Below are 24,385 nucleotides of genomic sequence, written 5' to 3'. Positions count from 1 at the left end.
CCGTGCGGGCCGCCGCCGGCTCCAGCCGAGCCGGGTCCGCAGGATCGTCCAGGTCTGGGTGGGTCCGTAGGTCACGCCGGTGAGCCGCTCGATGACGATCGCGACCCGTCCCAGGGTCCACACCCCGGTGGCGAAGCCATGAGCTTGGGGTCCTTTGAGCAATTCCTCTCGGATCACTTCGATCTGGGTGTCGTCGAGGCGGGGCCGGCGTCCAGCTCGCCTGGGCCCTTCGAGTGCGTCACTGCCCCCGTCGGCCCATTGCCGATACCAGCGTGAGGCGGTCTGCTGGGTCACCTCCAGTTCGACCGCGACATCGATCTGTCGTCGTCCTGCGGCGAACATCTCCGCGGCGCGCATTCGCCGGTCACGCAACGCCTCGAAATCGCGTCGAGCGCCACGTTGCTTGGCTTTCCGGTAGTTGGGCTCCTCGCCGGAACCAGTCTTCTTCCCTGCCATTCGTCAATGATCAAGCAGCGCGGTGTGAATCAAGTGCAACGACACACCCTATTACCGAAATATCTCTACTGGGAAACACTCATGTGTTCCATTCTGCGGATTGCTCGGACTGTTCTGTGGGCCTGGAGTGACTCGCATGACACAGGCATCGACGGTCGCCGGAGCCGACGGCGGCGTGCGGAGCGTCGCCCGCGCGTTCGATCTGCTCAACGCATTCGACGCCGAGCACCCGATCCGGACGCTGCGCGAACTCGTCGGGATCACCGGGCTCCCCAAGTCGACGGTGGTGGACTGGCCGCTCTCGGATCGACCACCGAGATCACCGTCCGGGTCCGCCGTGCAGGCGAGATCGTGTGGGAGGGCACGGCGCTCTCCCGGATCGACACTCCCCTCGAGTGGGAATGGCTGCGCGCCGGGGGTCTGTTCGGCCACCTGCTGACCGAGCAGACGGAGCGGCAGCGCGCTACGCACCGCGATCCGGTGGGCGCGCACCGGTAGACGAGTGGATCGACGGGGCCGTCCTCCGAGGAGGACGTCCCCGTCGTCATGTCCGGTCCGCCGGAGCGACACGGGCGACGGTGCGCGCCCGCACGATCAGATGACGGAGCGGCGGGACGGAACCCTCCGCTCGACCGTTCCTCCGACCACCGTCGAGCTCGGCGCGCCGCACCCGGTACCGCTCGCGCAGCACCGCGGCGCGCAGGGCGGCAGTGACACCCGGGAAGCGACCCCGACGGCCCACCCCGACGGTGCCGAGGAGCAGGACGGCGGCCGGCAGGACTATCCAGGCGTACAGGACGGCGGCGGAGGCGATCGCCTCGGCGACGGCGTCCTCGTCGAGTGCCGCCCACACGATTCCCGCACCGACCACGACGTAGAGGGTGCCACCCAACGCCGCGGCCAGGACCGCGCCGACGTATCGGCGGAGCAACCAGCAGCGGACCGTCCACAGCACGAGGACGACGGCCGTGAACATCGTGATCGCGGACGTGACCACCACGAAGACCATGTCCGAGGAATCCAGGAAGGGCCCGGAGCCCGACTCGTCGTCGAACACCACGATCATGAGGAGCCCCGTCACCACCGTGACGACGGCCAGGACCGCGAGTTCGACGGCGAGCGCCGCGAAGGGGTGGCCGGCGACCCGCGGGTCGCCCGGTCGCAGCCTCGCCGCCGTGGCGAGCAGTTCACGTCGGCGCAGCAGCGACGCCTCCCGGCGCAGACGACGGCGGGCACCGACGCCGCGTTGGGTCGCGAGGAACAGGTCCTGGCTGAGTACCACGATCACGAAGACCGCCGGGAACAGCAGCAGCGCCGCCAGATCCACGGAGTGCGGGAGACCGTCGAGCAGCGCTGCGATGAAGGTCATCGTCGCTCCGACACCGAACACCGACCCGCACAGTTCGAGGTGCTCGAGGCGCAACGCCTCGGTCGATCGGGACGAACCCTCGGCGGCGATGACCGGTCCGAGCGACCACGCGATGAGATTGAGCGCGATGACGAGGGCGGCGAGCACCCCGAGGACGGCGGCGGCCTCACCCATCGTGAGGGTGGTGAGCACGCCGCTGCGCACCGGCGTGGACCGGTCGTAGGCCAGTTCGTCGGTGCGGCGGGCGATCGCGTGGATCAGATTCGGCGCGAGCGCGACGGGCAGGTAGGCCAGCGCCGAGCCGAACATCAGCATCCATACCCGGGTCCAGAACCACCGGCGGGCGTGCGCTCCGCCGCGGGCTTCGGAGTCGGTGGCAGTGGTGGTCACGGCCGTCCTCCTCCCGAGCCCTACGGTGATGCGACTGACAGTGGTACACGAAACGGTAGCCGGTGCCGGGAGTGCTCGGGAACACGACACGGGACGCCCGATTGGGGCGTCCCGTGTACGTGCTGTCGAGAACGGAGCGGAAGATCAGGCGCGAGCCTTCTGCAGGTTCTCGTCGAGTGCTGCGAGGAACTCCTCGGTGGTCAGCCAGCCCTGCTCGGGGCCGACGAGCAGGGCGAGGTCCTTGGTCATCTGACCGGCTTCGACGGTCTTGATGACGACGTCCTCGAGCTGCTGCGCGAACTCGATGACCTCGGGGGTGTTGTCCAGCTTGCCGCGGTGCTCGAGGCCACGGGTCCAGGCGAAGATCGACGCGATCGGGTTGGTCGACGTCGGCTTGCCCTGCTGGTGCTGACGGTAGTGCCGGGTGACGGTGCCGTGTGCGGCCTCCGCCTCGACGGTCTTGCCATCCGGGGTCATCAGGACGGAGGTCATCAGCCCCAGCGAGCCGTAGCCCTGCGCGACGGTGTCGGACTGGACGTCGCCGTCGTAGTTCTTGCAGGCCCAGACGTAGCCGCCCTCCCACTTGAGGGACGATGCGACCATGTCGTCGATGAGGCGGTGCTCGTAGGTGAGACCGGCGGCGTCGAACTCCGCCTTGAACTCTTCCTCGTAGATCCGCTGGAACTCGTCCTTGAACATGCCGTCGTAGGCCTTCAGGATCGTGTTCTTGGTCGACAGGTAGACCGGGTAGTTGCGCTGCAGGCCGTACGAGAGCGAGGCGCGCGCGAAGTCCTGGATGGACTTCTTGTAGTTGTACATACCCATCACGACGCCGCCGTCCTCGGGGATCTGGCAGACCTCGTGCTGGATCGGCTCGCTGCCGTCCTCGGGCGTGAAGGTGATGGTGACGGTGCCCGGGCGGTCGACCTTGAAGTCGGTGGCGCGGTACTGATCGCCGAACGCGTGACGGCCGACGATGACGGGCTTGGTCCAGCCCGGCACCAGACGCGGCACGTTCGAGATGATGATGGGGGCGCGGAAGATGGTGCCGCCGAGGATGTTACGGATGGTGCCGTTGGGCGACCGCCACATCTTCTTCAGACCGAACTCCTCGACGCGCGCTTCGTCGGGGGTGATGGTGGCGCACTTGACGCCGACGTTGTACTTCTTGATGGCGTTCGCCGCATCGACCGTCACCTGGTCGTCGGTGGCGTCGCGGTTCTCCACGCCGAGGTCGTAGTACTCGAGATCCACGTCCAGGTACGGGTGGATCAGCTTGTCCTTGATGAACTGCCAGATGATGCGGGTCATCTCGTCGCCGTCGAGTTCGACGACCTTACCTTCAACCTTGATCTTGGACATATGCGTTTCGTGTCCTCCTAGGACGTTTCTGTAGGTCCCCAATCGACCGCACTTTGTGGGTGCGGTCGCCGTCGGCTCGCGAGCAGCGAGCATGGCCGTGTCCACGTCCTGAACCGCGGCCAAACATGACAAGCGTACTGCTATTGCCGACGACCGCAAAGCGCCTCGTCCCACCCTCACGCCCTACCGACCGGTAACTTTCCTGCTGGTCAGGGATGTTCAGAGGGTGCATAAAGACCCTGCAACGGAGAGTCGCTAGACTGCCGGGAAAGTCATGAGTGCCAGCGTCAAGCCCCGGCTTGCTGGCCGGCAACCCTCCGACCGGGGTGGGGTGCTCCGGGTGATGACACGGTCGGTGGAACCCCACCGACAAGCCTGTTGTCGGGAGGACTGAGATGATGATGTGCTGTCGCACCCAAGTCACGATCACACCTCCCATCACCGCCGGAAGGACACGATGACCGACATCCGCAGCCGGCGCTGCCGGCCCACCGCGAGCCTCGAGGCGGTCATCTCTTGACGGCGGGCACCGAGCGGCGTCGCGTCGAACTGCCCCCGGCAGACGGACGCCTCGACACCATCGACATCGGCGATCTCGCGCTCGAGAGCGGCGAGACGCTGCCGAACGTCACCGTCGCCGTGCAGAGGTGGGGCGAACTGTCCCCCGCCCGCGACAACGTGGTGCTCGTCGAACACGCCCTCACCGGCGACTCGCACGTCACCGGCCCCGCCGGACCGGACCATCCGTCCCCCGGCTGGTGGTCGGGCATGGTCGGCCCCGGTGCTCCGATCGACACCGACCGCTGGTGCGTGGTTTCGACGAACATTCTCGGCGGGTGCCGCGGCACCACCGGCCCCGGCAGCACCGCACCCGACGGCAAGGCCTGGGGATCCCGCTTCCCGCTGATCACCGTGCGCGACCAGGTGGCGGCCGAGGTGGCGCTGCTCGACAGGCTCGGCATCGACGTCCTCGCCGCCGTGACCGGCGGATCGATGGGTGGCATGCGCACCCTCGAGTGGATCATCGCGTACCCGGAGCGGGTGCGAGCGTCGCTCGTCCTCGCCACCGGTGCCCGCGCGACCGCCGACCAGATCGGCACCCAGACCGCGCAGATGGCTGCCATCACGGCCGACCCCGACTGGCAGGGCGGCGACTACTACGGCACGGGGCGGCGTCCCGAAGCCGGACTCGCCATCGCCCGGACCATCGCGCACCTCACCTACCGGACCGAACTCGAACTCGACACGCGCTTCGGGAATCTACCCCAGGACGACGAGGACCCGTGGCGCGGCGGCCGGTACGCCGTGCAGAGCTATCTCGAGCACCAGGCGCGCAAGCTCGTCGCGCGTTTCGATCCCGGCACCTACGTGGTGTTGTCCGACGTGATGAACCGGCACGACGTCGGGCGCGGACGCGGCGGCGTCGAGGCCGCACTCGCGTCCACCCCGGTCCCGACGATCGTCGCCGGCGTCGACTCCGACCGCCTGTACCCGCTGCGCCTGCAGCAGGAGATCGCCGATCTGCTCCCGGGATCGGGCGACCTGCGTGTGCTCGTCTCCCGCGACGGACACGACGGATTCCTCACCGAGGCCGACGAGGTCGCGAAGCTCCTCGTCGAACTGATGAAGCTCGCCGAGGGCTAGTCGGTTCCCAGCGGGTCGATCGACGCGGCGAGCGCCACCACGATTCCGCCGACGACCATCATCGAGGCGACGTCGAACGCCTTGCCGCGTACCGCGAGGACACCGACCTTGTCCTCGTCGAGAGCCCAGCGGAACAGGCCGGCGAGGATGGTGGCGCCGCCGAAGACGAACGCTCCGCGTCGCCACCGATCGGCGATCACCAAGATCACCGCTGCCGCGATCACCAGGGTGACCGCGAGCAGCGGCAGGTTCAGACGCGTGAATCGCATAGCCTGAGCCATCTCGTCTCCCGGGGTCGTCGACCCGCTTATCGGGTCGCGAGCAGCTCGGCCCGCTCCACGACGTTGGTCAGCAGGAAGGCGCGGGTGAGCGGTCCGACGCCACCGGGGTTCGGGGACACGAAGCCCGCGACCTCGCGCACGTCCGCGGCGACGTCGCCGCGCAGTCCGTCCTCGGTGCGGGAGACACCCACGTCCAGCACAGCGGCGCCGGGCTTGACCATGTCCGCCGTCACCAGCCCGGGAACACCTGCGGCGGCGACGATGATGTCGGCGCGACGCACCTCTGCAGCGAGATCACGAGTGCCGGTGTGGCAGAGGGTGACCGTCGCGTTCTCCGAACGACGGGTCAGCAGCAGACCGATCGGGCGGCCGACGGTGACGCCACGACCGACCACCACCACGTGCGCGCCGGCGATCTCCACGTCGTAGCGGCGCAGCAGGTGGATGATGCCGCGCGGCGTGCAGGGCAGCGGAGCCTCCTTGCCGAGCACGAGCCGGCCGAGGTTGACCGGGTGCAATCCGTCGGCGTCCTTGCCCGGATCCATGCGCTCGAGCGCCGCGTTCTCGTCGAGATGCTTCGGCAGCGGGAGCTGGACTATGTAGCCGGTGCAGGCAGGGTCGGCGTTGAGCTCGTCGATCGCCTCGAACAGCTGTTCCTGGGTGATGTCGGCGGGCAGGTCCTTGCGGATCGACGTGATGCCGACCTTCGCGCAGTCGTTGTGCTTACCGCGCACATAGGCCGCGGATCCCGGATCGTCGCCGACGAGGATCGTGCCGAGACCGGGCGTGACGCCCTTGGCCTTCAGCGCATCCACGCGGACCTTCAGGTCCTCGAAGATTTCGTCGCGGGTTGCTTTGCCGTCCAGGATCGTCGCAGTCACGTCGTTCATTCTTCCAGGCGCCCGTCCGGCGTCGAATCGCGGCCGGTACCGGAAACCGTCCGCGCGCCGGGAGGCAGGCAGTCCCGGGATAGTTCCGCGAAGGCTTCGGCGAGGTGCCGCTCGTACTGCTCGGGGTCGGGCATGCAAGAGTCCGAGGCCAGAAAGGACAAGGTGAGAACCTCGCCGAGCGAGGTCACGGAGTGGACGAGACCGTAGTTCCGGTTGAGCATCGGAGTACCGATCGCCTCGACGGCGGGACTGCCACCGAATCGGAGGCCCTCGACCGGCCCGCGCGGCACATTCGTCACGGTGGTGTTGGCCAGCGGCACCACGTCTCCCGTGGGCCCCACCCGCCCGCGGTGCGCTCTCCGGATCGTCATCGCCAGGTCGAACGCGGGCGATGCATCCACCGCCGCAACGGAGGCAGCCGACTCCGGACGCCGGATGCGCTGTTTCTCGAGAGCAGCCGACTCGTGGACTCGGCGGAGTCGCTCGCGCGGATCAGGCCGATCGAGGTGCAGGTCGACATACATGAGCGTGACCTTGTTCTCCGACTCCGCTCCCGCTCCGTCCCGGAGGGATCCCGGAACGATCGCCGCCGGTGAATCGGTGGGAATTTCCTCGTAGGATGCGAGGTAGGCGCGTAGTCCGCCCGAGACGACCGTCAGGATCACGTCGTTCACCGAGGTATCCGTGGCGCGCGCGACGGCACGCACCTCCGGCAACGGCATACGGACGACGCCGAGCTGCCAGGCGCTGCCGGCGTCGGTGTCGAAGCGGGTGCGGGGACGCTGCGGCCGGGGGGCGGTGATCTCCCCCGATGCGGTGAGACCACCCAGTGCTCGTCGAGCGCGACGTGCTGCGACCAGAGCCGGGAGCATCCTCGCGTACCGGAAGGGCAGCGAGACCGCCGCGCGGACCGGTCCCGGCACGGCGACGACGCGTCCTCCCGCCGAAGGGGCGGCAGCCGGATCGTCGAGCAGTGCACGAGCGATCTCGACGGCTCCGAGCCCGTCGGTCACCGAGTGGTGCAGGAGCAACGCGACGATGGTGGCGCCCTCGGGAAGGTCCTCGACACCGCGGATGTCGGTCAGGACGTGCACTTCCCACGGCGGTGCGGACAGATCGAGGCAGCGTTCCTTCATCGACGCGAGCAGCCGATGCAACCCGCTGCGCGAGGTCGGTCCGATCGTCTCGTACCGGACGTGATCGTCCGGATCGACGCCGGTCTCGACCCAGTACGGGAAGTCGAGGTTCGCCGGCACGCGGTGCAGGCGTCGGGTGAGCGCCGGTGTGCGATGCAGGCGCTCCCCGATCCAGGTGACGGCGTCCCCACGTGTGCGGATGGGGGCCTCGCCTCCCCGGGCGTCGAACACGTAGAAGCTCACCATGGTCGACGGCGGAGCTTCGGGGTCGGTGTCCCCCACGAAGACGTGGAGCGCGTCCCGCGCGGCCAGTCTGATCCCGCGTCGGCGTGTCATCGCGATGGTTCTCTCCCGGGTCGCCCGCTGCTCGTGCCTCTCGATTGAACCAGTTACCGCCCGGGGCCACACCCGGTCGACGATTCGCGTACACGAGCGCGGAGCGGTGTAATTCGGCCATGGCGCACCGAGTCGGATCGACGACCGGCAGTACACGAGGCCGGGCCGTGCGTCGCGTCCTGTTCTCGTTCGCAGGCGGCCTCGGCCATCTCGCACCGATGCTCCCGATCGCCGACGTCCTGCGCGGGGCCGGCCACAGTCTCGGCGTGTGCGGGGAGGCGGACGTCCTCGCAGGCACCGAAGGCTTCGACGCGCACTTCCCCGAGGGGGAGACGACATCTCCTTCCGGTCGGTCCACGGGCACGCTCGCTCCTCCCGACCTCGACCACGAGTACTCGGTGATCGGCACCCACTTCGCCGGTGTGCTCGCGGCGCGACGATTCGACCTGGTCCGCGATGTCATCGACCGCTGGCATCCGGATCTGGTGATCTGCGACGAGATGGACTTCGGTGCGATGACGGCGGCCGAACACGCCGCTGTTCCCCGCGTGGTGGTCGCCGTCATCGCGTCCGGAGCACTCACCCGGATCGACCGCATCTGTGAGCCACTGCGACGACTACGGGCCGCCCACGACCTCCCTTCCGATCACGAGTGCTCTTTCCTGACACAGGATTTGGTCATCTCACCGTTCCCACCGTCGTTCCGTGATCCTGATGTCCCGTTGCCTCCCACAGCCGTCTCGACAGGGCCGGGCCCGTCGCTCGCATCCCGCGAACACCCTGCGATCGACTGGCTTCGTAGCGGCAAGAAGCCCCACCGCGTGTACGTCACGCTGGGTACCGTCTTCAACACCGAGTCCGGTGATCTCATCGTCCGTCTCCTCCGGGGGCTGCACCGACTACCTGCGCGCGTGCTCGTCACCGTCGGCCGGGACATCGACCCGGCCACCTGCCGTCACCGGGCGGCAACGTCCGCATCGAGCGGTTCGTGCCCCAGTCGGCCGTGCTCCCGCACGTCGATGTCGTCGTAAACCACGGCGGATCGGGCAGCGTCATCGGTGCGCTCACCCACGGCGTTCCGGTCGTCGCGCTTCCGATGGGCGCGGACCAGGAACTCAACGCCCGACGGCTGGTCGCGCTGGGCGCAGGGCCCACGGTCGATCCCGTCACCGTAACCTCGGCGGAGATCGGAGGGATCACCCTCGACGCGCTGTCCTCGCGCTCTCTCCGCCGCGGGGCCGAGCAATTGCGCGACGAGATCTCACGATTGCCTCCCCCGGCATCCGTGCTCGCGCTGCTCGAGGATCGGATGTTCCGGTCCCGGCTGCGCTGAACCTCTCCGCTCACACGACGGAATAGCCGTTCGGCAACGCCATCCGACCGGTCAATGCCCGCAGCACGGTCGTGCCGTCGCCGAGTGCCAGAGCGATTCTCGCCGCCAACAGGGCGGACTGCTCGAGAACCTCGGCGGGAGGTTCGTAGGGAACATCCGCGGCGTCGGCGATGTCGAGACCGTGGACGGCGAGTTCGAAGGTGCGTGTCGGGAGGTAGGAATGCAGCCGGATCCCCGATCCTCCGATCACCCGGATCAGACGATCCTCCCCGGTACCGAGCCGCTCGATCACCGCAGCCGACAGGGCACCGATCGTCGCCACCGGGTCGTCACCGAGGTCGGCACCGGCACGCCGTCCACGTTCGACGATGTCCTCCGCGCCGAGGACCGAGGTCAGTTCCTTGACGTGGACGTAGTACTGCTCCGCGCTCGCGAGGTCCTCGGTGTCGGCAGGACTGTCGAGATAGGTCATGACGGTCGTCAACGAGCGTGAGGTGTGTCCGATCAGTGCTCGGAGGTCCCACTCACCCAGGCCCGGACCGTCCCAGCGGCCCTCCGGCACGGCACGGACCAACTCCGCGAAGCTGCGTACCGCCGAGACATACGTCGCTACCGGCGATTCCATGACATCTCCCGCGGCCGACCGGATCGAACCCGACACGAGAATGAAAGCACGCGTCTCCCGGCTACACCGTCGGTGTGCGCACGCGGGTCGGCACGGATCGCTCGCGCAACGTGAATCCCAGCTTCTCGTAGAGCCGGATGGCGGTCATGTCAGAGACCGAGGCGGGTGCCGTGGACACCGTACTCGTCGATGACGGCGAGCTCGTCGTCGGTGAGCGACGGGAAGTTCAGCGCCTCGAGATTATGGTCGAGCTGCCAGGTCGAACTCGCGCCGACGAGCGCCGAGGTCACGGCGGGCTGCCGGAGCACCCACTGCAGCGCCAGCTGGGCCAGCGACTGCCCACGCGACCGGGCGAGCTTGTCGAGTTCGGTGACGCGCTGCCGGTAGGTCTCGTCGATCACGTCCGGGGAGAGGAACGCACTGTTTACCGCTCGCGCACCGTCCGGGATGGTCTCGAGATACTTGTCCGTCAGAAGTCCCTGTGCGAGCGGCGAATACACGACGAGTCCGAAGCCGTCCTGCTCGGCCGCGTCGAGCAGACCGTTCTGCTCGACGCTGCGGTCGAAGATCGAGTAGCGCGGCTGGTGGACGAGCAGCGGGACACCGGCTTCCCGCAGAAGTGTCGCGGCCTCATGCGCACGATCCGGTTGGTAGTTCGAGATGCCGACGTAGAGCGCCTTCCCCTGCTCGACGGCGGAGACGAGTGCCCCGACGGTCTCCTCGAGCGGGGCCGTCAGGTCGGGACTGTGGCTGTAGAAGATGTCGACGTAGTCGGTGCCGAGGTCACGCAGGCTGTGCTCGAGCGAGCCCAGCAGCGACTTGCGCGACCCGCCCTTCTGGTAGGGACCGGGACCGATCGGGTTGCCGGCCTTCGTCGACAGGATGATTTCGTCCCGGTAGGGCGCGAGGTCCCTGCCGAGGATCCGGCCGAAGTTCTTCTGCGCGGCGCGGTGCGGCGGACCGTACCGGTCGGCGTTGTCGAAGTGGGTGATTCCGCGGTCGAAGGCGTGGAGGATGATCTCCCGCTGTGCCTCGAAGGGGTAGTCGGTGCCGAATTTCTGCCACAGCCCGAACGAGAAGGCCGGCAGGTCGAGCCCGGACCGCCCCGAGCGCCGGTAGGGAATCGTCTCGTAACGGTTCTCGGATGCGGTGTACGGGGTTTCGACGGTGCCGTGCGACATCGGCGGGGTTCGCCTTTCGGTTCCAGCGGAAATTCGGGTCCACGACACTCGATCACGGGCACTTCCGGACTGTCACCGGTTCCGCTCAGACTGCGCACAAAACACCGGAGCGCGCACTACTTGTCGCAGGCGATGCCGTCCTTGTCCCTGTCGAGATGTGTGCCGTATCCGGGTTCTCCCTTCAGGATCGGGGCGACACCTGCTGCTCTCGCTTCGGCGCAGTTTTCGTACGACGCCGACGGTTGCTGAACCGGCGGCGGCGTGTACGCAGGAGCGGGCGGGGGCGTGTACTCCATCACCGGCGGCGACGTGTACTCCGTCGTCGCCGGCGGGGTGTAGGCGGGAGCGGGCGGCGGGGTGTACTCCGTCGTCGTTTCCACGACGGTCGTTCCGACCTGGGGAACCAACGGCACCACAGCAGGCGAGTCGGAGGTCGTGGTGGGCGCCGGTGTCGTCGTCCGGGGCGTGGTCGTGGCGGGCTTCGCCGTCGTCGTGGTCGGAGCCACCGAACTGCTCGTCGTGGACACCACCGAGGAGGTTTCCGTCTTCGGTTCCTCGTCACCGACAGCGGCGCCGAGCGCCACGAGTCCGACGAGGCCGGCGCCGAACGCCCACGGCCACTTGCGCCGCTTCGACCCACCTGCAGCAGGGGGATTGCCGCCCTGGCCGACAGCCCCGAACACCTGAGTGGGGTCGCCGCTGCCCCTGGGTCTGGTCTGGTTCGTCCACTGCTGACCGTCCCAGTAGCGATCGATGGACGGGTCGTAGGGGTCGGGATGCCAACCGGCAGGAGGATTCATGCTCGATCCGTTCTGAGGAATACGTTCCGCAGAACGTCGCCGGTACCGATCGGTGTGTTACACCGCCAACTCGGAAAACTCACCGAGGCAGGTGGGTGGGCGGGGCGTGCGAGCCGGGCCACACAGTGCCGACTTGTTAACCTGCATCGTGTTCAGAGTGATGTTCCACGAGCCGCGCATTCCCCCCAACACCGGCAATGCCATACGCATGGTCGCCGCGACCGGCGCGGAACTGCACCTGGTGGAACCCCTCGGTTTCGACCTGTCCGAGCCGAAGCTGCGCCGCGCAGGCCTGGACTACCACGATCTCGCGTCGGTCACCGTGCACAGCAGCCTCGAGGCGGCGTGGGCGGCGCTGGTCCCCGAGCGGGTGCTCGCGTTCACCGCGCACGGCACGTCGAGTTATGCGGAGATCGAGTACCGGGCCGGCGACGTGCTGCTGTTCGGACCCGAACCGACAGGGCTGTCGCCAGAGGTGCTCGCCGACCCGCACATCACCGAGCAGATCCGTATCCCCATGCTGCCCGGGCGGCGTTCGCTGAATCTGTCGAACGCCGCAGCCGTCGCCTGCTACGAGGCGTGGCGGCAGCACGGTTTCCCCGGAGGGGTTTAGGCGCCGCTCTCCACCGGACGACCCGAGCGGGCCCATCCGTCGGTGCCACCCGCGACGGACACGGCGTCGACACCGCGACCGGCGAGATACTGCGCGGCCTGCAGGCTGCGGCCACCCACGGCGCAGACGACGTAGACGGTGCCCTCGGTGGGGATCTCGTCGATCCGCGCGACGAACTCGCTGAGCGGGATGTTCGTGACGCCGGGTACGCGCACCTGGGCGTATTCGTCGCGTTCACGCACGTCGATGACGGTCGCCCCGTCGGTGAGCGCGGATTCGAGTGCGGCCAGGTCGACCTCACGCATCGCTGTCGGTCCTCTCGGTATCGGGCGTCCCGGTGGTTCCGGACGAACGTCCCCGTCGGGTGATGAGCCGGATGACCAGGTAGAGGACACCTGCACACACGAACAGGAACGCCACCCACGGTAGCGCGGCGCCGATACCGACCACCGCTGCCCCCAGCGCGGCCCACAGACTGTTCCATCCTGCGACCAGCCCGTCCCAGAAACTGTCCTGTTCGGAGGGAAGGCGGTCGGTGGTGATGTCGACGGTGAGCGTGGACAGTTCGATCCGGTCGCCCAGCTGCCGTCGCTGCGCCTCGAGGCTGTCGAGTTCGGCCTGTCGTTCGGCCAGCGCGGTCTCTGCAGCGATCAGCGCCTCGACGTCGGCCGACGACTCGAGCAGTGCCCGCAGGCGGTCCACCGAGGCCCGCAACGCACCCACCCGGGCTTCGAGGTCGGTGTACTGCATCGTCACGTCGTCGCGGGTGGTGCTCAGGCTGGTGACACGGCCGAGTGTGCGGATCTCGTCGACGACCTCGTCGAGCCGGTCGGCGGGCACCCGCACCGTGAGCACGCTGCTCGCCTCGGGTTGTTCGGTGAGCGAGTCGACGCGCCCACCGGCTTCCTCGACGACCGTCACGACCCGGCGGCCCGTCGCCACGGGATCGCCGGCATCCATCTCGAGGTAGCCGGTGACGACCTCCTTGCGGTCGGCCTCTTCGGGTTGCGACTCGCGGAGACCGCCGTCGACGATCGCCGGTGCCGAGATCGCAGGCGCGGACGCCGAGGAGCCCTCGCCTCCACCGCCCTCGTCGCAGCCGGTGACGACCAGAGCGAACAGAGCCAACGAGACCGGCCACAGGCGTTTCACACTCGGCGATGTTAGCGAAAGTCGCGTGATCTGCTCGGCATTCGCAGATCCAGGGCTTCGAGATGGTCGGCGAGGAGCGTGACCACGCCCTCGGCGTTCTGGAGCCGGCCGCGGACGAGCAGGGCGGGAGCGGTGTGGGCCACGGTGCGGTAGCGCGCCCACAGACCGACCGAGCACACCACGTTCACCATTCCGGTCTCGTCCTCGAGGTTGAGGAAGGTGACACCGGCGGCTGTTGCAGGTCGCTGCCGGTGTGTCACGGCCCCGCCGACGAGGATGCGCGTCCCGTCGGGGACCTGCCACAACTCCGCGGCCGGGATCACCCCGAGTTCGTCGAGCCGCTCGCGCAGAAACTGCGTCGGATAGCTGTCGGGCGAGATTCCCGTGGCCCAGACGTCGGCGGCGGCGAGTTCGAGAGCGCTCATCCCCGGCAGGGCCGGAGTCGGCACCGTCCCGATCCCGGGGAACCGCCCGGGGCGTTGTGCCGCGGCCGGGGCCGCACCCCAGAGGGCTTCGCGGCGGGTGACGCCGAACGAGGAGAAAGCTCCTGCGGTGGCCAGCGCCTCGACCTGCGTGGTGGTGAGACCGACGCGGGCGGCGAGGTCGGCGGGCGAGGTGTACGGGCCGTGGGCACTGCGTTCGGTCACGATGCGTTCGGCGAGGTCGTCGCCGATGTGCCGCACCGTGGCCAGGCCGAGCCGGACCTCCTTCCCTTCGTTCTCGAGGGTGGCGTGCGCGAGACTCGCCGCGATGTCGGGGCCGTGGACGACCACACCATGACGGCGGGCATCGGCGACCAGCGATTGCGGCGAGTAGAAACCCATCGGCTGAGCACGCAGCAGGCCCGCACAGAACGCTGCGGGATGGTGCAGTTTGAACCATGCCGAATAGAACACCAGCGAGGCGAAGCTCTGCGAATGACTCTCGGGAAAACCGAAATTCGCGAAGGCGTAGAGCTTCTCGTAGATGCGGTCGGCGACGTCCCCCGTGATGCCGTGCAGGTCCCGCATGCCCTGATAGAGGCGTCCCCGCAGACGCTCCATCTTCTCCGTCGACCGTTTCGATCCCATGGCGCGACGCAACCGGTCGGCCTCCGCCGCGGTGAATCCCGCGGCGTCGACGGCCATCTGCATGAGCTGTTCCTGGAAGAGCGGAACGCCGAGGGTGCGTTCGAGGGCCTTCTCGAGGCACGGATGGTCGTAGGTGACGGGTTCGAGACCGTTGCGCCGCCGGATGTAGGGGTGCACCGAACCGCCCTGGATCGGGCCGGGCCGGATGATGGCCACCTCGATGACCAGATCGTAGAAGCAGCGCGGCTTCAACCGCGGCAGAGTGGCCATCTGCGCCCGCGACTCCACCTGGAAGACACCCACCGAGTCGGCGCGGCACAACATCTCGTAGACCCCCGGCTCGGAGAGGTCGAGGTGCGCGAGATCGACTCGGATGCCTTCGTGTTCGTCGACGAGGTCGATCATGTAGTGCAGCGCGGAGAGCATGCCGAGGCCGAGCAGATCGAACTTCACGAGACCCGCTGCAGCACAGTCGTCCTTGTCCCACTGCAGAACGGTGCGTCCTTCCATTCGCGCCCATTCGACGGGGCACACGTCGGCGACGGGCCGGTCGCAGATCACCATGCCGCCCGAGTGGATGCCGAGATGCCGTGGGAGACCTTCGATCTGTTCGGCGAGATCGAGAACCGTCTCCGGGATCCGTTCGTCGGTCTCTACCCGCACCCCACCCCACCGGCCGATCAGCTTGCTCCACGCGTCCTGCTGTCCCTGCGAGTATCCGAGAGCACGGGCCATGTCGCGGACGGCGGAACGACCGCGGTAGGTGATGACGTTCGCGACCTGCGCCGCATTGATGCGGCCGTACTTGCGGTAGACGTACTGGATCGCCTCCTCGCGCCGGTCGGATTCGATGTCGAGGTCGATGTCGGGTGGGCCGTCGCGTTCGGGCGACAGGAAGCGTTCGAACAGCAGCTTGTTGCCGACGGGGTCGACGTTGGTGATGCCGATCGCGTAGCAGACCGCCGAGTTGGCGGCCGATCCTCGTCCCTGGCAGAGGATGTCGCTCCGCTTGCAGAAGTCGACGATGTCGTGGACGACGAGGAAGTATCCCGGGAATCCCAGCCGGCCGACGACATCGAGTTCGTGTTCGATCTGCCGATAGGCGTCGGGGCGGCGCTCGACCGGACCGTAGCGGCGACGCGCCCCGTCGTAGGTGAGTTCGCGCAGCCAGGTGAACTCGGTGTGCCCGTCGGGAACATCGAAGGGCGGCAGTTTCGGGGCGACGAGACGCAGATCGAAGGCGCATTCACGACCGAGTTCGGCGGCATGGTGCACGACACCCGGAAAGGCCTCGAACAGCCGCGTCATCTCCTCCCCCGACCGCAGGTGCCCGCCTCCGGTCGGGGGGATCCGGCCGACGGCGTCGTCGAGGCTCTGCCGGTCGGAGATCGCCGCCACGGCCATCGCCAGACGTCGCCGATGGGGATGCGCGAAGTGCGCCGCCGTGCTCGCGATGCACGGAATGCCATGTCGCGCGGCAAGTTCGAAGAGGGCTGCGTTGCGTTCGTGGTCGTCGGGATATCCGTGACGGGTGAGTTCGACGGTCACGCGGTCGGCACCGAACCGGTCGACGAGATCGAGCAATGCTGCTTCGGCGGCGGGGATCCCGCCCGTGGTGAGCGCCTGTCGCAGGTGCCCCCGACGACAACCGGTGAGGATCTGCCAGTGCCCACCGGCGGCGTCGGTGAGCGCGTCGTAGTCGTACCTCGGGTTGTTCTTCTCCCCTCCTGCGAGGTGGGCGTCGGCGATCTGCCGCGACAGGCGTCGATAGCCCTCCTGACCGCGGGCGAGGACGAGCAGGTGCGCATCGTCGAGGCCCAGCTCGGCTCCGAAGACGGTGCGGATGCCGAGTTCGCGTGCGGCTTCGGCGAATCGCACCGCTCCGTACAGTCCGTCGTGGTCGGTCACCGCGAGGGCCTCGAGTCCGAGTCGTGCCGCCTCCTCGGCGAGTTCCTCCGGCGTGGAGGCACCGTCGAGGAAGCTGAACGCGGAGTGGGCGTGCAGTTCGGCGTAGGGCACGACCGGTCCTTCCGGACGTCGGACCCGCGCCTCGTACTCGGTGCGGGTGCGCGACCACGCCGGGCTGTCGCTCCCGTCGCCGGGATGTTCGGCATCGCGGCGGGAAGTGCCGGGTCGTCCCGAGAGCACACGTTCCATCTCCGACCAGGTCGGCGGACCGTTTCCCCATCCCACTCCGGCACCTCCTCGACCGATCCAGTATCGCACATGTGTTCGAACGAGACGTTCGAACACATGTGCAGTTCTCGTCGCGACACGCCGGGAGTCGGCGACGAGAACTGCACGATCGACTGCAACCAGGGGGTTGCATCATGGGCCAGCAAGTGCAACCCTGGAGTTGCATTCCCATCGGAGGAGACAGTCATGACCGACGAACTCGACCGCATCGAACGCGACATCACCATCGACGCGCCCGTGGACCGGGTATGGACACTCGTGGCCGAACCCGGCTGGTACATCAACGACAACGAGTGGACCGAGCACCGCCTCGAACACGACGGAGATCTCACCACCGTGCACGATCCGGTCCACGGCGCCTTCGTCTTCCGCACCGTGACCCTCGACGAACCGCACTACGCCGCCTTCCGCTGGCTCGCCGACCACACCGATCCCGACAGTCCGTCCACCCTCGTCGAGTTCCGGCTCACCGCGCTCGACACCGGCACGACCGAATTACGAGTCACGGAAACCGGATTCGACTCCCTGCCCGGCGACGCGAGCGAACGCCGCACCCGCTTCGAGGAGAACTCCCGCGGCTGGACGGCCGAACTGGAAATCGCCAAGCACCATCTCGAGAAGGACGAAAGCGTTGCCCGACGCTGAGTTCTCCGCCGACCTGCATCCCGTCTTCGCGGCCCTGGCCGACGACACCCGGTGGCGCATCCTGCAGCGACTGGGCCGATCCCCGGCGTCGGCGTCCGGGCTCGCGGCCGAGTTCACGGTCTCCCGTCAGGCCATCGCCAAGCATCTGGCGGTGCTCGAACGGTGCGGTCTCGTGACCTCCGAGCGCGCCGGACGGGAGATCCGCTTCTCCGCCGTCGGATCGCGGCTGAGCGCGGTCGGGCGTGCGATCGACGCCGTGGGGGCAGGCTGGGACCGCCGCCTGTCCGCGATCAAGAAGGCGGCCGAACGGCCTCAGTAACCCGCGTTCGGATCGACCCGGGCGATCAACTCCTCACCCGCGGCGAACCGGCGCACGTTCTCCTCGAGGGTCGGCGCGAACGTCTGCGTCAGCCGGCTGCGCGTATTGGCGATGTGCGGTGTGATCACGGCGTTGTCGAGATCCCACAGCGGATGACCGTCGGGCAACGGTTCGGGATCGGTCACGTCGAGGACCGCCCCGGCGATCGCACCGTCCCCGAGCGCCTTCACCAGCGCGTCGGTGTCGACGAGGTTGCCCCGCGCGACGTTCACGAGCCACGCCGACCCGGGCATCGCCGCGAGCGCGGCGGCGTCGACGAGATGATCGGTCTCGGCGGTCGCGGGTGCGGCGACGACGAAGTGATCGGCCATCGACCACACCTCCGACGTGCGGTCGGCCGGCAGCGTGACCTTCGCGCCGTCGACGGGACGGCCCGAACGATTGACCGCGACGACGGACGCGCCGAGGGCATGCAGGCGCGGGATCATCGCCCGGCCGATACCGCCGCATCCGACGATGGCCACGGTCGAGCCGTGGAGGGTCCGCACCCGCGGGTCGAGAACGTCCTTGGTCCACCGCTTCGCGGCAACCGAGGCGTGGAACTGCCGCAACCCCACGAGCAGCGCTCCCACCGCGTACTCGGCCACGTTGTCGGCGTACACACCGGACGCATTCGCCCACAGCCGCCGGTCGTCGATCACGCCCGCCCGGAAGAACGGTTCGATACCCGCGTAGGTGAGCTGCACCCAGCGCACCCGGTCGGGCAGATCCGGGAACTCCTCGGCGCTGCCGTCCCACACCAGGGCATCGGCCTCGTCCAGTTCGGAGAGGGTTCCACCGCCGGAGACGATCGCGGCGGCGAGGTGTTCGTCGTGGCCCGGTCCGAGATGAATACGCATGCCGCGACCCTAACCTCGAATCGTTCGCGGAGGGATGTCGAGAATCCGGAAGCGGCTCCGTCTCCTCCATGAACGCGGCCACAATGGGCCGTACCGCACGGAGGAGAACATCATGGCCAAGTACCTGCTGCTCAAGCATTACCGCGGCGCCCCGGCAGCGGTGAACGACGTACCCATGGATCAGTGGGAGCCGGACGAGGTGTCGGCCCACATCCGGTACATGCAGGATTTCGCCGCCCGTCTCGAGAGCACCGGCGAGTTCGTCGACGCGCAGGCGCTCTCCCCGGAGGGCACCTTCGTCCGTTACGACGGTGAGGGACGTCCCCCGGTCACCGACGGGCCGTTCCCGGAGACGAAGGATCTCATCGCCGGGTGGATGGTGATCGACGTCGACAGCTACGACCGGGCACTGGAGTTGGCCGCCGAACTGTCGGCCGCGCCGGGAGCCGGCGGGAAGCCGATCCACGAATGGCTCGAGGTGCGCCCGTTCATGTCCGAGCCGCCGACCGTCACGGAGTAGACGTGGACGAGGCTCTGCTGCGCACGCTCGTCCCCACCGTGATCGGCATCCTCGTCCGCCGCGGAGCGGATTTCGCAGCGGCCGAGGATGCCGTGCAGGACGCGCTCGTCGAAGCCCTGCGGGTGTGGCCGGAGGATCCGCCACGCGACCCGAAGGGCTGGCTGGTCGCGGTGGCGTGGCGCAGATTCCTCGACACCGTACGCGCCGACGCATCCCGCCGGCGCCGCGAGATCCTCGTCGACGCCGAGCCCCGGCCCGGTCCGGGCACACCGGTGGACGACACCCTCGCGTTGTACTTCCTGTGTGCCCACCCGTCGCTCACGCCCGGGTCGGCGGTCGCGCTGACCCTGCGGGCCGTCGGTGGGTTGACCACCCGGCAGATCGCGCAGGCCTATCTCGTCCCGGAAGCGACGATGGCCCAACGCATCAGCCGGGCCAAGCGCACGATCGCGGACGTCCGGCTGGATCGGCCGGGCGATGTCGCGACGGTGCTGCGGGTGCTCTATCTCGTGTTCAACGAGGGTTATTCGGGTGACGTCGACCTGGCCACCGAGGCCATCCGGCTCACGCGCCGGCTGGCAGCGGTGATCGACCACCCCGAGGTGTCGGGTCTGCTCGCGTTGATGCTGCTCCACCACGCCCGGCGAGCGGCGCGCATCCGGCCGGACGGCAGTCTCGTCCCCCTCGCCGAACAGGACCGCAGCCTGTGGGACACGCGCATGATCGCGGAGGGCGTGGAGATCCTGCAGGCCGCACTCGCCCGCGACAGGCTCGGCGAGTTCCAGGCACAGGCCGCCGTCGCCGCCCTTCACGCCGACGCACGCACTGCGGAGGAGACCGACTGGGTGCAGATCGTCGAGTGGTACGACGAGCTCCTGCGGTTCACCGACAACCCGGTGGCCCGCCTCAACCGCGCCGTCGCGGTCGGTGAGGCGGACGGACCGCAGGCCGGTCTCGCGGCGCTGGCCGAACTCGACCCCGGCTTGCCTCGGTACACGGCGGCCGCGGCATATCTCCACGAACGCGCCGGCGACACGGCCACGGCGGCCCGGCTCTACACGGAGGCCGCACACCTGGCGACCAGCGTCCCCGAGCGGGACCATCTCGTGCGGCAGGCGGCGCGCCTGCACAGCGTTTCCTGAGGGTCGCTCAGGGTTCTCCCCCACCATGAAATCCGGTGCCACGCCGGATGTGCCGAGAGTGCGGGAGAACGAGCATGGATGTCGTGAAACTCCTGGTGCGTCTGCTCGCCATACCCTTCGTGCTCTTCCTCGCGTTCGTGGCGGTCATCGGTGGCCTGGCCGTCCACGCGTGGACCACGCGCGCGATCGACACCACCGGACGCGTCGACTTCGACACCGCCCTGCGCATCCCTCCCGTCGAGTCGGGCACCGTCGACGCCGACGGCACACGCGTGTTCGACCTGACCATGCAGCGCGGCACGACCGACCTCGGGCACGGCCCCGACACCCGGACGTGGGGAGTGAACGGCAGCTATCTCGGGCCCACCCTCCGCGCCGTGCGGGGTGAGAACGTGCGCGTGAACGTCACGAACGAACTCGACGAGACGAGCACGATGCACTGGCACGGCATGCACCTGCCCGCGGCGATGGACGGCGGACCGCACCAGCCGATCGAGCCGGGAACGACATGGTCGCCGTACTGGACCGTCGATCAGCCGGCCGCGACCCTCTGGTACCACCCGCACCTGCACGGTTCCACCGCCGCGCACGTGTACCGGGGTGTCGCGGGCATGTTCCTGATCGACGAACCCGGCACGTCGCCGCTCCCCCACGACTACGGGGTCGACGACATCCCCCTCATCGTCCAGGACCGGAAGTTCGAGGGCGATCAGCTCGACGACAGCAACGCGATCTTCGCCGACGTCGGGACGCTCGGCGACGAGATCCTCGTCAACGGCACACCGCGACCGTTCCTGGACGTCGGCACCGAGACGGTCCGGCTCCGGGTGCTCAACGCGTCGAACGCGCGCGTCTACAACTTCTCGTTCGACACCGGGATGCCGTTCCTCGTCGTCGGCAGCGACGGCGGTCTGCTCGAGGAACCGCAGGCCGTCCGCAGCCTCCAGCTGTCGCCGGGTGAGCGCGCCGAGATCGTCGTCCGGCCGGAAGCAGGTTCGAGCCACGTGCTGCGCAGCACCCCACCCGAGCTGAAGGCCGGCTTCTTCCAGGACCGCTTCTCCGGTGGTGACGATCGCCTGGACGTCCTCGAACTGCGGACGGCACCCGTGCTCGGGTCGTCGGCCGCGATCCCGGAGAAGCTGACGACCCTCCCGGAGCTCGGGGAGCCGAGCAACACCCGCCGCATCGACCTGACGTCGTCGACGACCATCAACGATCGCGAGATGGACATGAGCCGGATCGACGAGGTGATCGTCGCCGGCACCACGGAACTGTGGGAGGTGACCAACGCCAGCGGCACGATCCACAACTTCCACATCCACGACGTGCAGTTCGAGATCCTCGGCATGACCGGGATGAGTCCCGACCATCCGTCCCTGGCGGGGCGCAAGGACACCGTCTTCATCCCGCCGGCGGCGACGGTGCGGCTGCTCGTTCCGTTCGGTAGCCACACCGATCCGGCGATGCCGTACATGTACCACTGTCACCTGCTCAAACACGAGGACGCCGGGATGATGGGGCAGTTCGTGGTGGTCGGCGCCGACGAGGTGCACGAGGTGACGCAGGTGGCCGGCACGGCCCACCATGCCCACGACGGCGGGTGAACCCGGTCACGTCCGGCAGGGCGGGGAATGGATCCCCGCCCACCCCTGTTGAGGAGTGTGGATCGGCGCGTCGCGTACGCCCCGGAGCCAATGAGAAACCGCCTTCGTGGAATACCGTCCGGCTGGAGCCACGTTGCGCACCGTGCCGTGAGGCATCCGGCGCGTCGGTCCACCTTCTTCCTCCCCTGATCTCGTGCCCGTTCCGGCCGAGCAGGGTAAAGCCCTCCCACTCCACGCCAGTACAGTTGCCGATCGTCACAATCGTCAGCGGAACCGGGAGTGGGCATGAGTCGCTGGGCCGAGATCGTCGTCACCAGGAGCCGATGGGTACTGGCGATCGTGCTGCTCGTCGTGCTCTTCGCCGGCGCCTGGGGCGTCGGGATCTTCGGCAAGCTGACCGGCACGGGCTACTACGACCCGAACAGCGAGGCCGTCGAGGTCGAGCAGATCATCTACGAGAACTTCGGGTCGCAGGCCGCGGACATCATCGCGCTCTACACCGCACCCGAGGGACGCACGGTCGACGACATCCGTCCCGACATCGAAAGAACCCTCGCCGAGTTCCAGGACGCCGTCCCCGCCGAGTCGATCCAGACCTACTGGACCGCTCCGCCGCCGATGAACCAACTGCTGCTGTCGACCGACCAACGCAGCGTGGCTGCCTCGATCACGCTCGGCGCGAACTCCGGGCTCACGGCCGCGAGCTTCCCCGAAGCCCTCGACCTGCTCGAGGTGCCCGGCGTGGAATCGCAGTTCGCCGGCAACACCGTGGTCGCGATCGAGTTCACCGACACCCTGGAGAGCGATCTCGTCCGGTCCGAGCTCATCGCGGTGCCCATCACGCTGGTGCTGCTGGTGTTCATCTTCGGCGGGGTGATCGCCGCCGCGGTCCCGGTCTTCGTGGGTGTGCTCGCGATCTTCTCGTCCCTCGCCACCCTGCGCCTGCTGTCGAATTTCACCGAGGTGTCGTCGTACGCGCTGAACATCACGTCGCTGATCGGTCTGGGCCTGGCGATCGACTACGGCCTGTTCATCGTCAGCCGCTACCGCGAGGAACTCGCGGCCGGTTCGGACGTCACCTCGGCGGTCAAGCGGACGATGTCCACCGCCGGTCACACCGTGATGTTCTCCGCTGCCCTGCTGATCTGCGCGTTCGCGGGCATGCTCGTCTTCCCGCAGACGGTGCTGCGGTCGCTCGGCCTCGGTGCCATGGCCGCCGTCCTCGGTGCCGCCGTCCTGTCGCTGACCGCGGTTCCCGCCCTGCTGACGATGCTCGGCCACCGCATCAACGCGTGGACCTGGGACCGTGAGACCTCCACCCGCGCCGAAGCGCGGGCACGTCGTTTCTGGGGTGGGGTCGTCCGCAAGGTCGTGCGCCGTCCCGCCCTGATCGCGGTGGTGATCACCGGCGGTCTCCTCGTACTCGCGTCGCCCCTGTTCGAAGCACGGTTCGGGGAGATCGAATACACCGCCCTGCCCGAGGACAGCCAGGCCCGCGCAGCCACCCAGACCTTGCTCGACGAGTTCCCGAGCACCGGCAACGGCGCCACGCTCGTCCTGCGTGGTGAGAACGGACAGGCCCCGGACAGCACTGCCGTGCGCACGGTGTCCACCGAGGTCGCCAAGGTCGACGGCATCTCGCAGACCGTCATCGTCGGGCAGGAGTCCGACGTGGTGGTCCTGCAAGGCCTCTACGCTCAGGGCGTGGACGGCACCGCACGGGCGAGCGAGATCACCGGCGAACTGCGCGCCCTGGACGTGCCGGACGGCACCGACCTGCTCGTCGGCGGCGGCCGGGCTCTCGTCGACGACGCCAACCAGGCCGTCTCGGATTCGCTCCCCTGGATGATCACGATCATGGTGCTCTCGACCCTGGTGCTGCTGTTCCTGGCATTCGGGTCGGTGGCACTGCCGATCAAGGCGGTGCTCATGGCGGCACTGAGTCTCGCCGCGACCTTCGGCGTGCTGACCTGGGTGTTCCAGCTGGGCCACGGTGCTTCGTGGCTGCACGTCGTTCCCGCGGCGATGGAGCCGACCTTCGTCGTCCTCATCCTCGCCGTGGTGTTCGGCCTGTCGACCGACTACGAGGTGTTCCTCATGTCGCGCATGATGGAGGCCCGCGCGGCCGGAGCGACGACGGTAGAAGCCGTCGAGTACGGCATTGCCCGCACCGGACGTGTCGTCACCGCCGCTGCACTGCTGCTGATCGTGGTCACCGGGGCCTTCACCATCTCCGGCCTGTCGATCATGCGGTTCCTCGGCGTCGGCATGATCGTCGCGCTGATCATCGACGCAACGATCGTGCGCATGCTGCTCGTGCCGTCACTGGTCAAGCTCATGGGCGAGGCCAACTGGTGGGCACCGGCGTGGATGAAGCGCGTGCACGCGAAGGTCGGACTGGGTCACTAGACCGCAGAGCGGC

General features: G+C 68.3%; 24 protein-coding genes, 1 pseudogene and 1 riboswitch. Of the genes and pseudogenes, 12 read left to right on the top strand and 13 right to left on the bottom strand.

The genetic code is table 11. From position 1 onward, the window contains the following. Positions 1–456 (bottom strand): helix-turn-helix domain-containing protein (locus tag A5767_RS15525; RefSeq protein ID WP_064852637.1); only part of this gene is annotated, 456 nt, incomplete at its 3' end. Between the two features lie 136 nt (positions 457–592). Here A5767_RS15525 and A5767_RS24175 point away from each other — a divergent pair. Both A5767_RS24175 and A5767_RS22695 read left to right on the top strand, forming a co-directional pair. Beyond that, positions 593–694, top strand: a pseudogene (locus A5767_RS24175) (IclR family transcriptional regulator); the annotation flags it as partial. Between the two features lie 113 nt (positions 695–807). Next, positions 808–954 (top strand): hypothetical protein, encoded by a 147-nt coding sequence (locus A5767_RS22695; protein ID WP_174556231.1) that lies wholly within the window; start codon positions 808–810, stop codon positions 952–954. A 46-nt stretch (positions 955–1,000) separates the two neighbouring features. Here the strand turns inward: A5767_RS22695 and A5767_RS15520 are convergent, their stop codons facing one another. Next, complete coding sequence (locus A5767_RS15520) at positions 1,001–2,215, bottom strand: hypothetical protein (protein ID WP_064852633.1); 1,215 nt, start codon at positions 2,213–2,215, stop codon at positions 1,001–1,003. A 144-nt stretch (positions 2,216–2,359) separates the two neighbouring features. Beyond that, positions 2,360–3,577 (bottom strand): NADP-dependent isocitrate dehydrogenase, encoded by a 1,218-nt coding sequence (locus A5767_RS15515; protein WP_064852632.1) that lies wholly within the window; start codon positions 3,575–3,577, stop codon positions 2,360–2,362. 270 nt (positions 3,578–3,847) lie between these two features. After that, positions 3,848–3,959, top strand: a riboswitch (SAM riboswitch). Positions 3,960–4,093: 134 nt separating this feature from the next. Between A5767_RS15515 and metX the strand changes: the two genes are divergently transcribed. Next, entirely contained in the window at positions 4,094–5,221 is a 1,128-nt protein-coding gene (gene metX / locus A5767_RS15510) for a homoserine O-acetyltransferase MetX (RefSeq protein WP_024101561.1), read from the top strand. Here metX and A5767_RS15505 read toward each other — a convergent pair. Genes A5767_RS15505 through A5767_RS15495 form a run of 3 tightly spaced genes read right to left on the bottom strand, consistent with a single transcriptional unit; the run spans position 5,218 to position 7,864 of the window. Next, complete coding sequence (locus A5767_RS15505) at positions 5,218–5,502, bottom strand: DUF3017 domain-containing protein (protein WP_033097065.1); 285 nt, start codon at positions 5,500–5,502, stop codon at positions 5,218–5,220. The two genes, metX and A5767_RS15505, sit on opposite strands and share 4 nt — an antisense overlap. A gap of 26 nt (positions 5,503–5,528) precedes the next feature. Next, the gene (locus A5767_RS15500) at positions 5,529–6,383 is read right to left on the bottom strand and encodes a bifunctional methylenetetrahydrofolate dehydrogenase/methenyltetrahydrofolate cyclohydrolase (RefSeq protein WP_006550113.1); all 855 of its coding nucleotides are present in this window, start codon (positions 6,381–6,383) and stop codon (positions 5,529–5,531) included. 5 nt (positions 6,384–6,388) lie between these two features. Continuing rightward, positions 6,389–7,864, bottom strand: a complete 1,476-nt coding sequence (locus A5767_RS15495; protein ID WP_064852631.1) for a wax ester/triacylglycerol synthase domain-containing protein — start codon at positions 7,862–7,864, stop codon at positions 6,389–6,391. 119 nt (positions 7,865–7,983) lie between these two features. On the opposite strand from A5767_RS15495, the gene A5767_RS15490 reads away from it, so the two are divergent. Beyond that, positions 7,984–8,895 carry a hypothetical protein gene (locus A5767_RS15490; protein WP_231913199.1) on the top strand — a complete coding sequence of 304 codons (912 nt, stop codon included), beginning with the start codon at positions 7,984–7,986 and terminating at the stop codon, positions 8,893–8,895. Continuing rightward, the gene (locus tag A5767_RS23775; RefSeq protein WP_231913198.1) at positions 8,853–9,197 is read left to right on the top strand and encodes a glycosyltransferase; all 345 of its coding nucleotides are present in this window, start codon (positions 8,853–8,855) and stop codon (positions 9,195–9,197) included. Before A5767_RS15490 ends, A5767_RS23775 begins: the two co-directional genes overlap by 43 nt. Before the next feature lie 10 nt (positions 9,198–9,207). Here A5767_RS23775 and A5767_RS15485 read toward each other — a convergent pair whose 3' ends face one another. The 3 genes from A5767_RS15485 to A5767_RS15475 all read right to left on the bottom strand — a co-directional run bounded on the left by A5767_RS15485 (position 9,208) and on the right by A5767_RS15475 (position 11,803). Continuing rightward, on the bottom strand, positions 9,208–9,822 hold the full coding sequence (locus A5767_RS15485) for a maleylpyruvate isomerase N-terminal domain-containing protein (RefSeq protein ID WP_064852630.1): 615 nt from the start codon (positions 9,820–9,822) through the stop codon (positions 9,208–9,210). 149 nt (positions 9,823–9,971) lie between these two features. Further along, entirely contained in the window at positions 9,972–11,003 is a 1,032-nt protein-coding gene (locus A5767_RS15480) for an aldo/keto reductase (RefSeq protein ID WP_064852629.1), read from the bottom strand. A gap of 116 nt (positions 11,004–11,119) precedes the next feature. Continuing rightward, entirely contained in the window at positions 11,120–11,803 is a 684-nt protein-coding gene (locus tag A5767_RS15475; RefSeq protein ID WP_064852628.1) for an excalibur calcium-binding domain-containing protein, read from the bottom strand. Between the two features lie 148 nt (positions 11,804–11,951). Here A5767_RS15475 and A5767_RS15470 point away from each other — a divergent pair, with 148 nt between their 5' ends. Next, a complete protein-coding gene (locus tag A5767_RS15470) occupies positions 11,952–12,416 on the top strand; it encodes a tRNA (cytidine(34)-2'-O)-methyltransferase (protein WP_024101568.1) in 465 nt (154 codons plus the stop codon). Here A5767_RS15470 and A5767_RS15465 read toward each other — a convergent pair. Genes A5767_RS15465 through A5767_RS15455 form a run of 3 tightly spaced genes read right to left on the bottom strand, consistent with a single transcriptional unit; the run spans position 12,413 to position 16,831 of the window. Next, positions 12,413–12,721: a rhodanese-like domain-containing protein gene (locus A5767_RS15465; protein WP_016692855.1), complete on the bottom strand. Its 309-nt coding sequence runs from the start codon at positions 12,719–12,721 to the stop codon at positions 12,413–12,415. The genes A5767_RS15470 and A5767_RS15465 overlap by 4 nt on opposite strands. After that, entirely contained in the window at positions 12,714–13,568 is an 855-nt protein-coding gene (locus tag A5767_RS15460) for a DUF4349 domain-containing protein (RefSeq protein ID WP_006550104.1), read from the bottom strand. Before A5767_RS15460 ends, A5767_RS15465 begins: the two co-directional genes overlap by 8 nt. 11 nt (positions 13,569–13,579) lie before the next feature. Continuing rightward, complete coding sequence (locus A5767_RS15455) at positions 13,580–16,831, bottom strand: error-prone DNA polymerase (RefSeq protein WP_064852636.1); 3,252 nt, start codon at positions 16,829–16,831, stop codon at positions 13,580–13,582. A gap of 189 nt (positions 16,832–17,020) precedes the next feature. Between A5767_RS15455 and A5767_RS15450 the strand changes: the two genes are divergently transcribed. Further along, entirely contained in the window at positions 17,021–17,479 is a 459-nt protein-coding gene (locus A5767_RS15450) for an ATPase (protein WP_024101572.1), read from the top strand. After that, on the top strand, positions 17,466–17,798 hold the full coding sequence (locus tag A5767_RS15445; RefSeq protein ID WP_006550100.1) for an ArsR/SmtB family transcription factor: 333 nt from the start codon (positions 17,466–17,468) through the stop codon (positions 17,796–17,798). Before A5767_RS15450 ends, A5767_RS15445 begins: the two co-directional genes overlap by 14 nt. On the opposite strand, the gene A5767_RS15440 is transcribed toward A5767_RS15445, so the two are convergent. Continuing rightward, positions 17,792–18,697: a D-isomer specific 2-hydroxyacid dehydrogenase family protein gene (locus tag A5767_RS15440; protein ID WP_064063847.1), complete on the bottom strand. Its 906-nt coding sequence runs from the start codon at positions 18,695–18,697 to the stop codon at positions 17,792–17,794. The genes A5767_RS15445 and A5767_RS15440 overlap by 7 nt on opposite strands. 112 nt (positions 18,698–18,809) lie before the next feature. On the opposite strand from A5767_RS15440, the gene A5767_RS15435 reads away from it, so the two are divergent. The 4 genes from A5767_RS15435 (at position 18,810) to A5767_RS15420 (ending at position 24,372) form a co-directional block, all read left to right on the top strand. Beyond that, the gene (locus tag A5767_RS15435; protein ID WP_006550097.1) at positions 18,810–19,217 is read left to right on the top strand and encodes a YciI family protein; all 408 of its coding nucleotides are present in this window, start codon (positions 18,810–18,812) and stop codon (positions 19,215–19,217) included. A 2-nt stretch (positions 19,218–19,219) separates the two neighbouring features. Beyond that, the gene (locus A5767_RS15430; protein WP_006550096.1) at positions 19,220–20,359 is read left to right on the top strand and encodes an RNA polymerase sigma factor; all 1,140 of its coding nucleotides are present in this window, start codon (positions 19,220–19,222) and stop codon (positions 20,357–20,359) included. Positions 20,360–20,433: 74 nt separating this feature from the next. Beyond that, positions 20,434–21,963 carry a multicopper oxidase family protein gene (locus A5767_RS15425; RefSeq protein ID WP_006550095.1) on the top strand — a complete coding sequence of 510 codons (1,530 nt, stop codon included), beginning with the start codon at positions 20,434–20,436 and terminating at the stop codon, positions 21,961–21,963. 285 nt (positions 21,964–22,248) lie between these two features. Further along, entirely contained in the window at positions 22,249–24,372 is a 2,124-nt protein-coding gene (locus A5767_RS15420) for an MMPL family transporter (protein ID WP_006550094.1), read from the top strand. Positions 24,373–24,385: the final 13 nt, after the last annotated feature.

The sequence above is a fragment of the Rhodococcus sp. 852002-51564_SCH6189132-a genome (assembly GCF_001665495.1).
Classification (GTDB): Bacteria; Actinomycetota; Actinomycetes; order Mycobacteriales; family Mycobacteriaceae; genus Rhodococcus; species Rhodococcus pyridinivorans.
The sequence above is the reverse complement of the archived record's forward strand: the minus strand, read 5'-3'. Positions and strand labels throughout refer to the sequence as shown.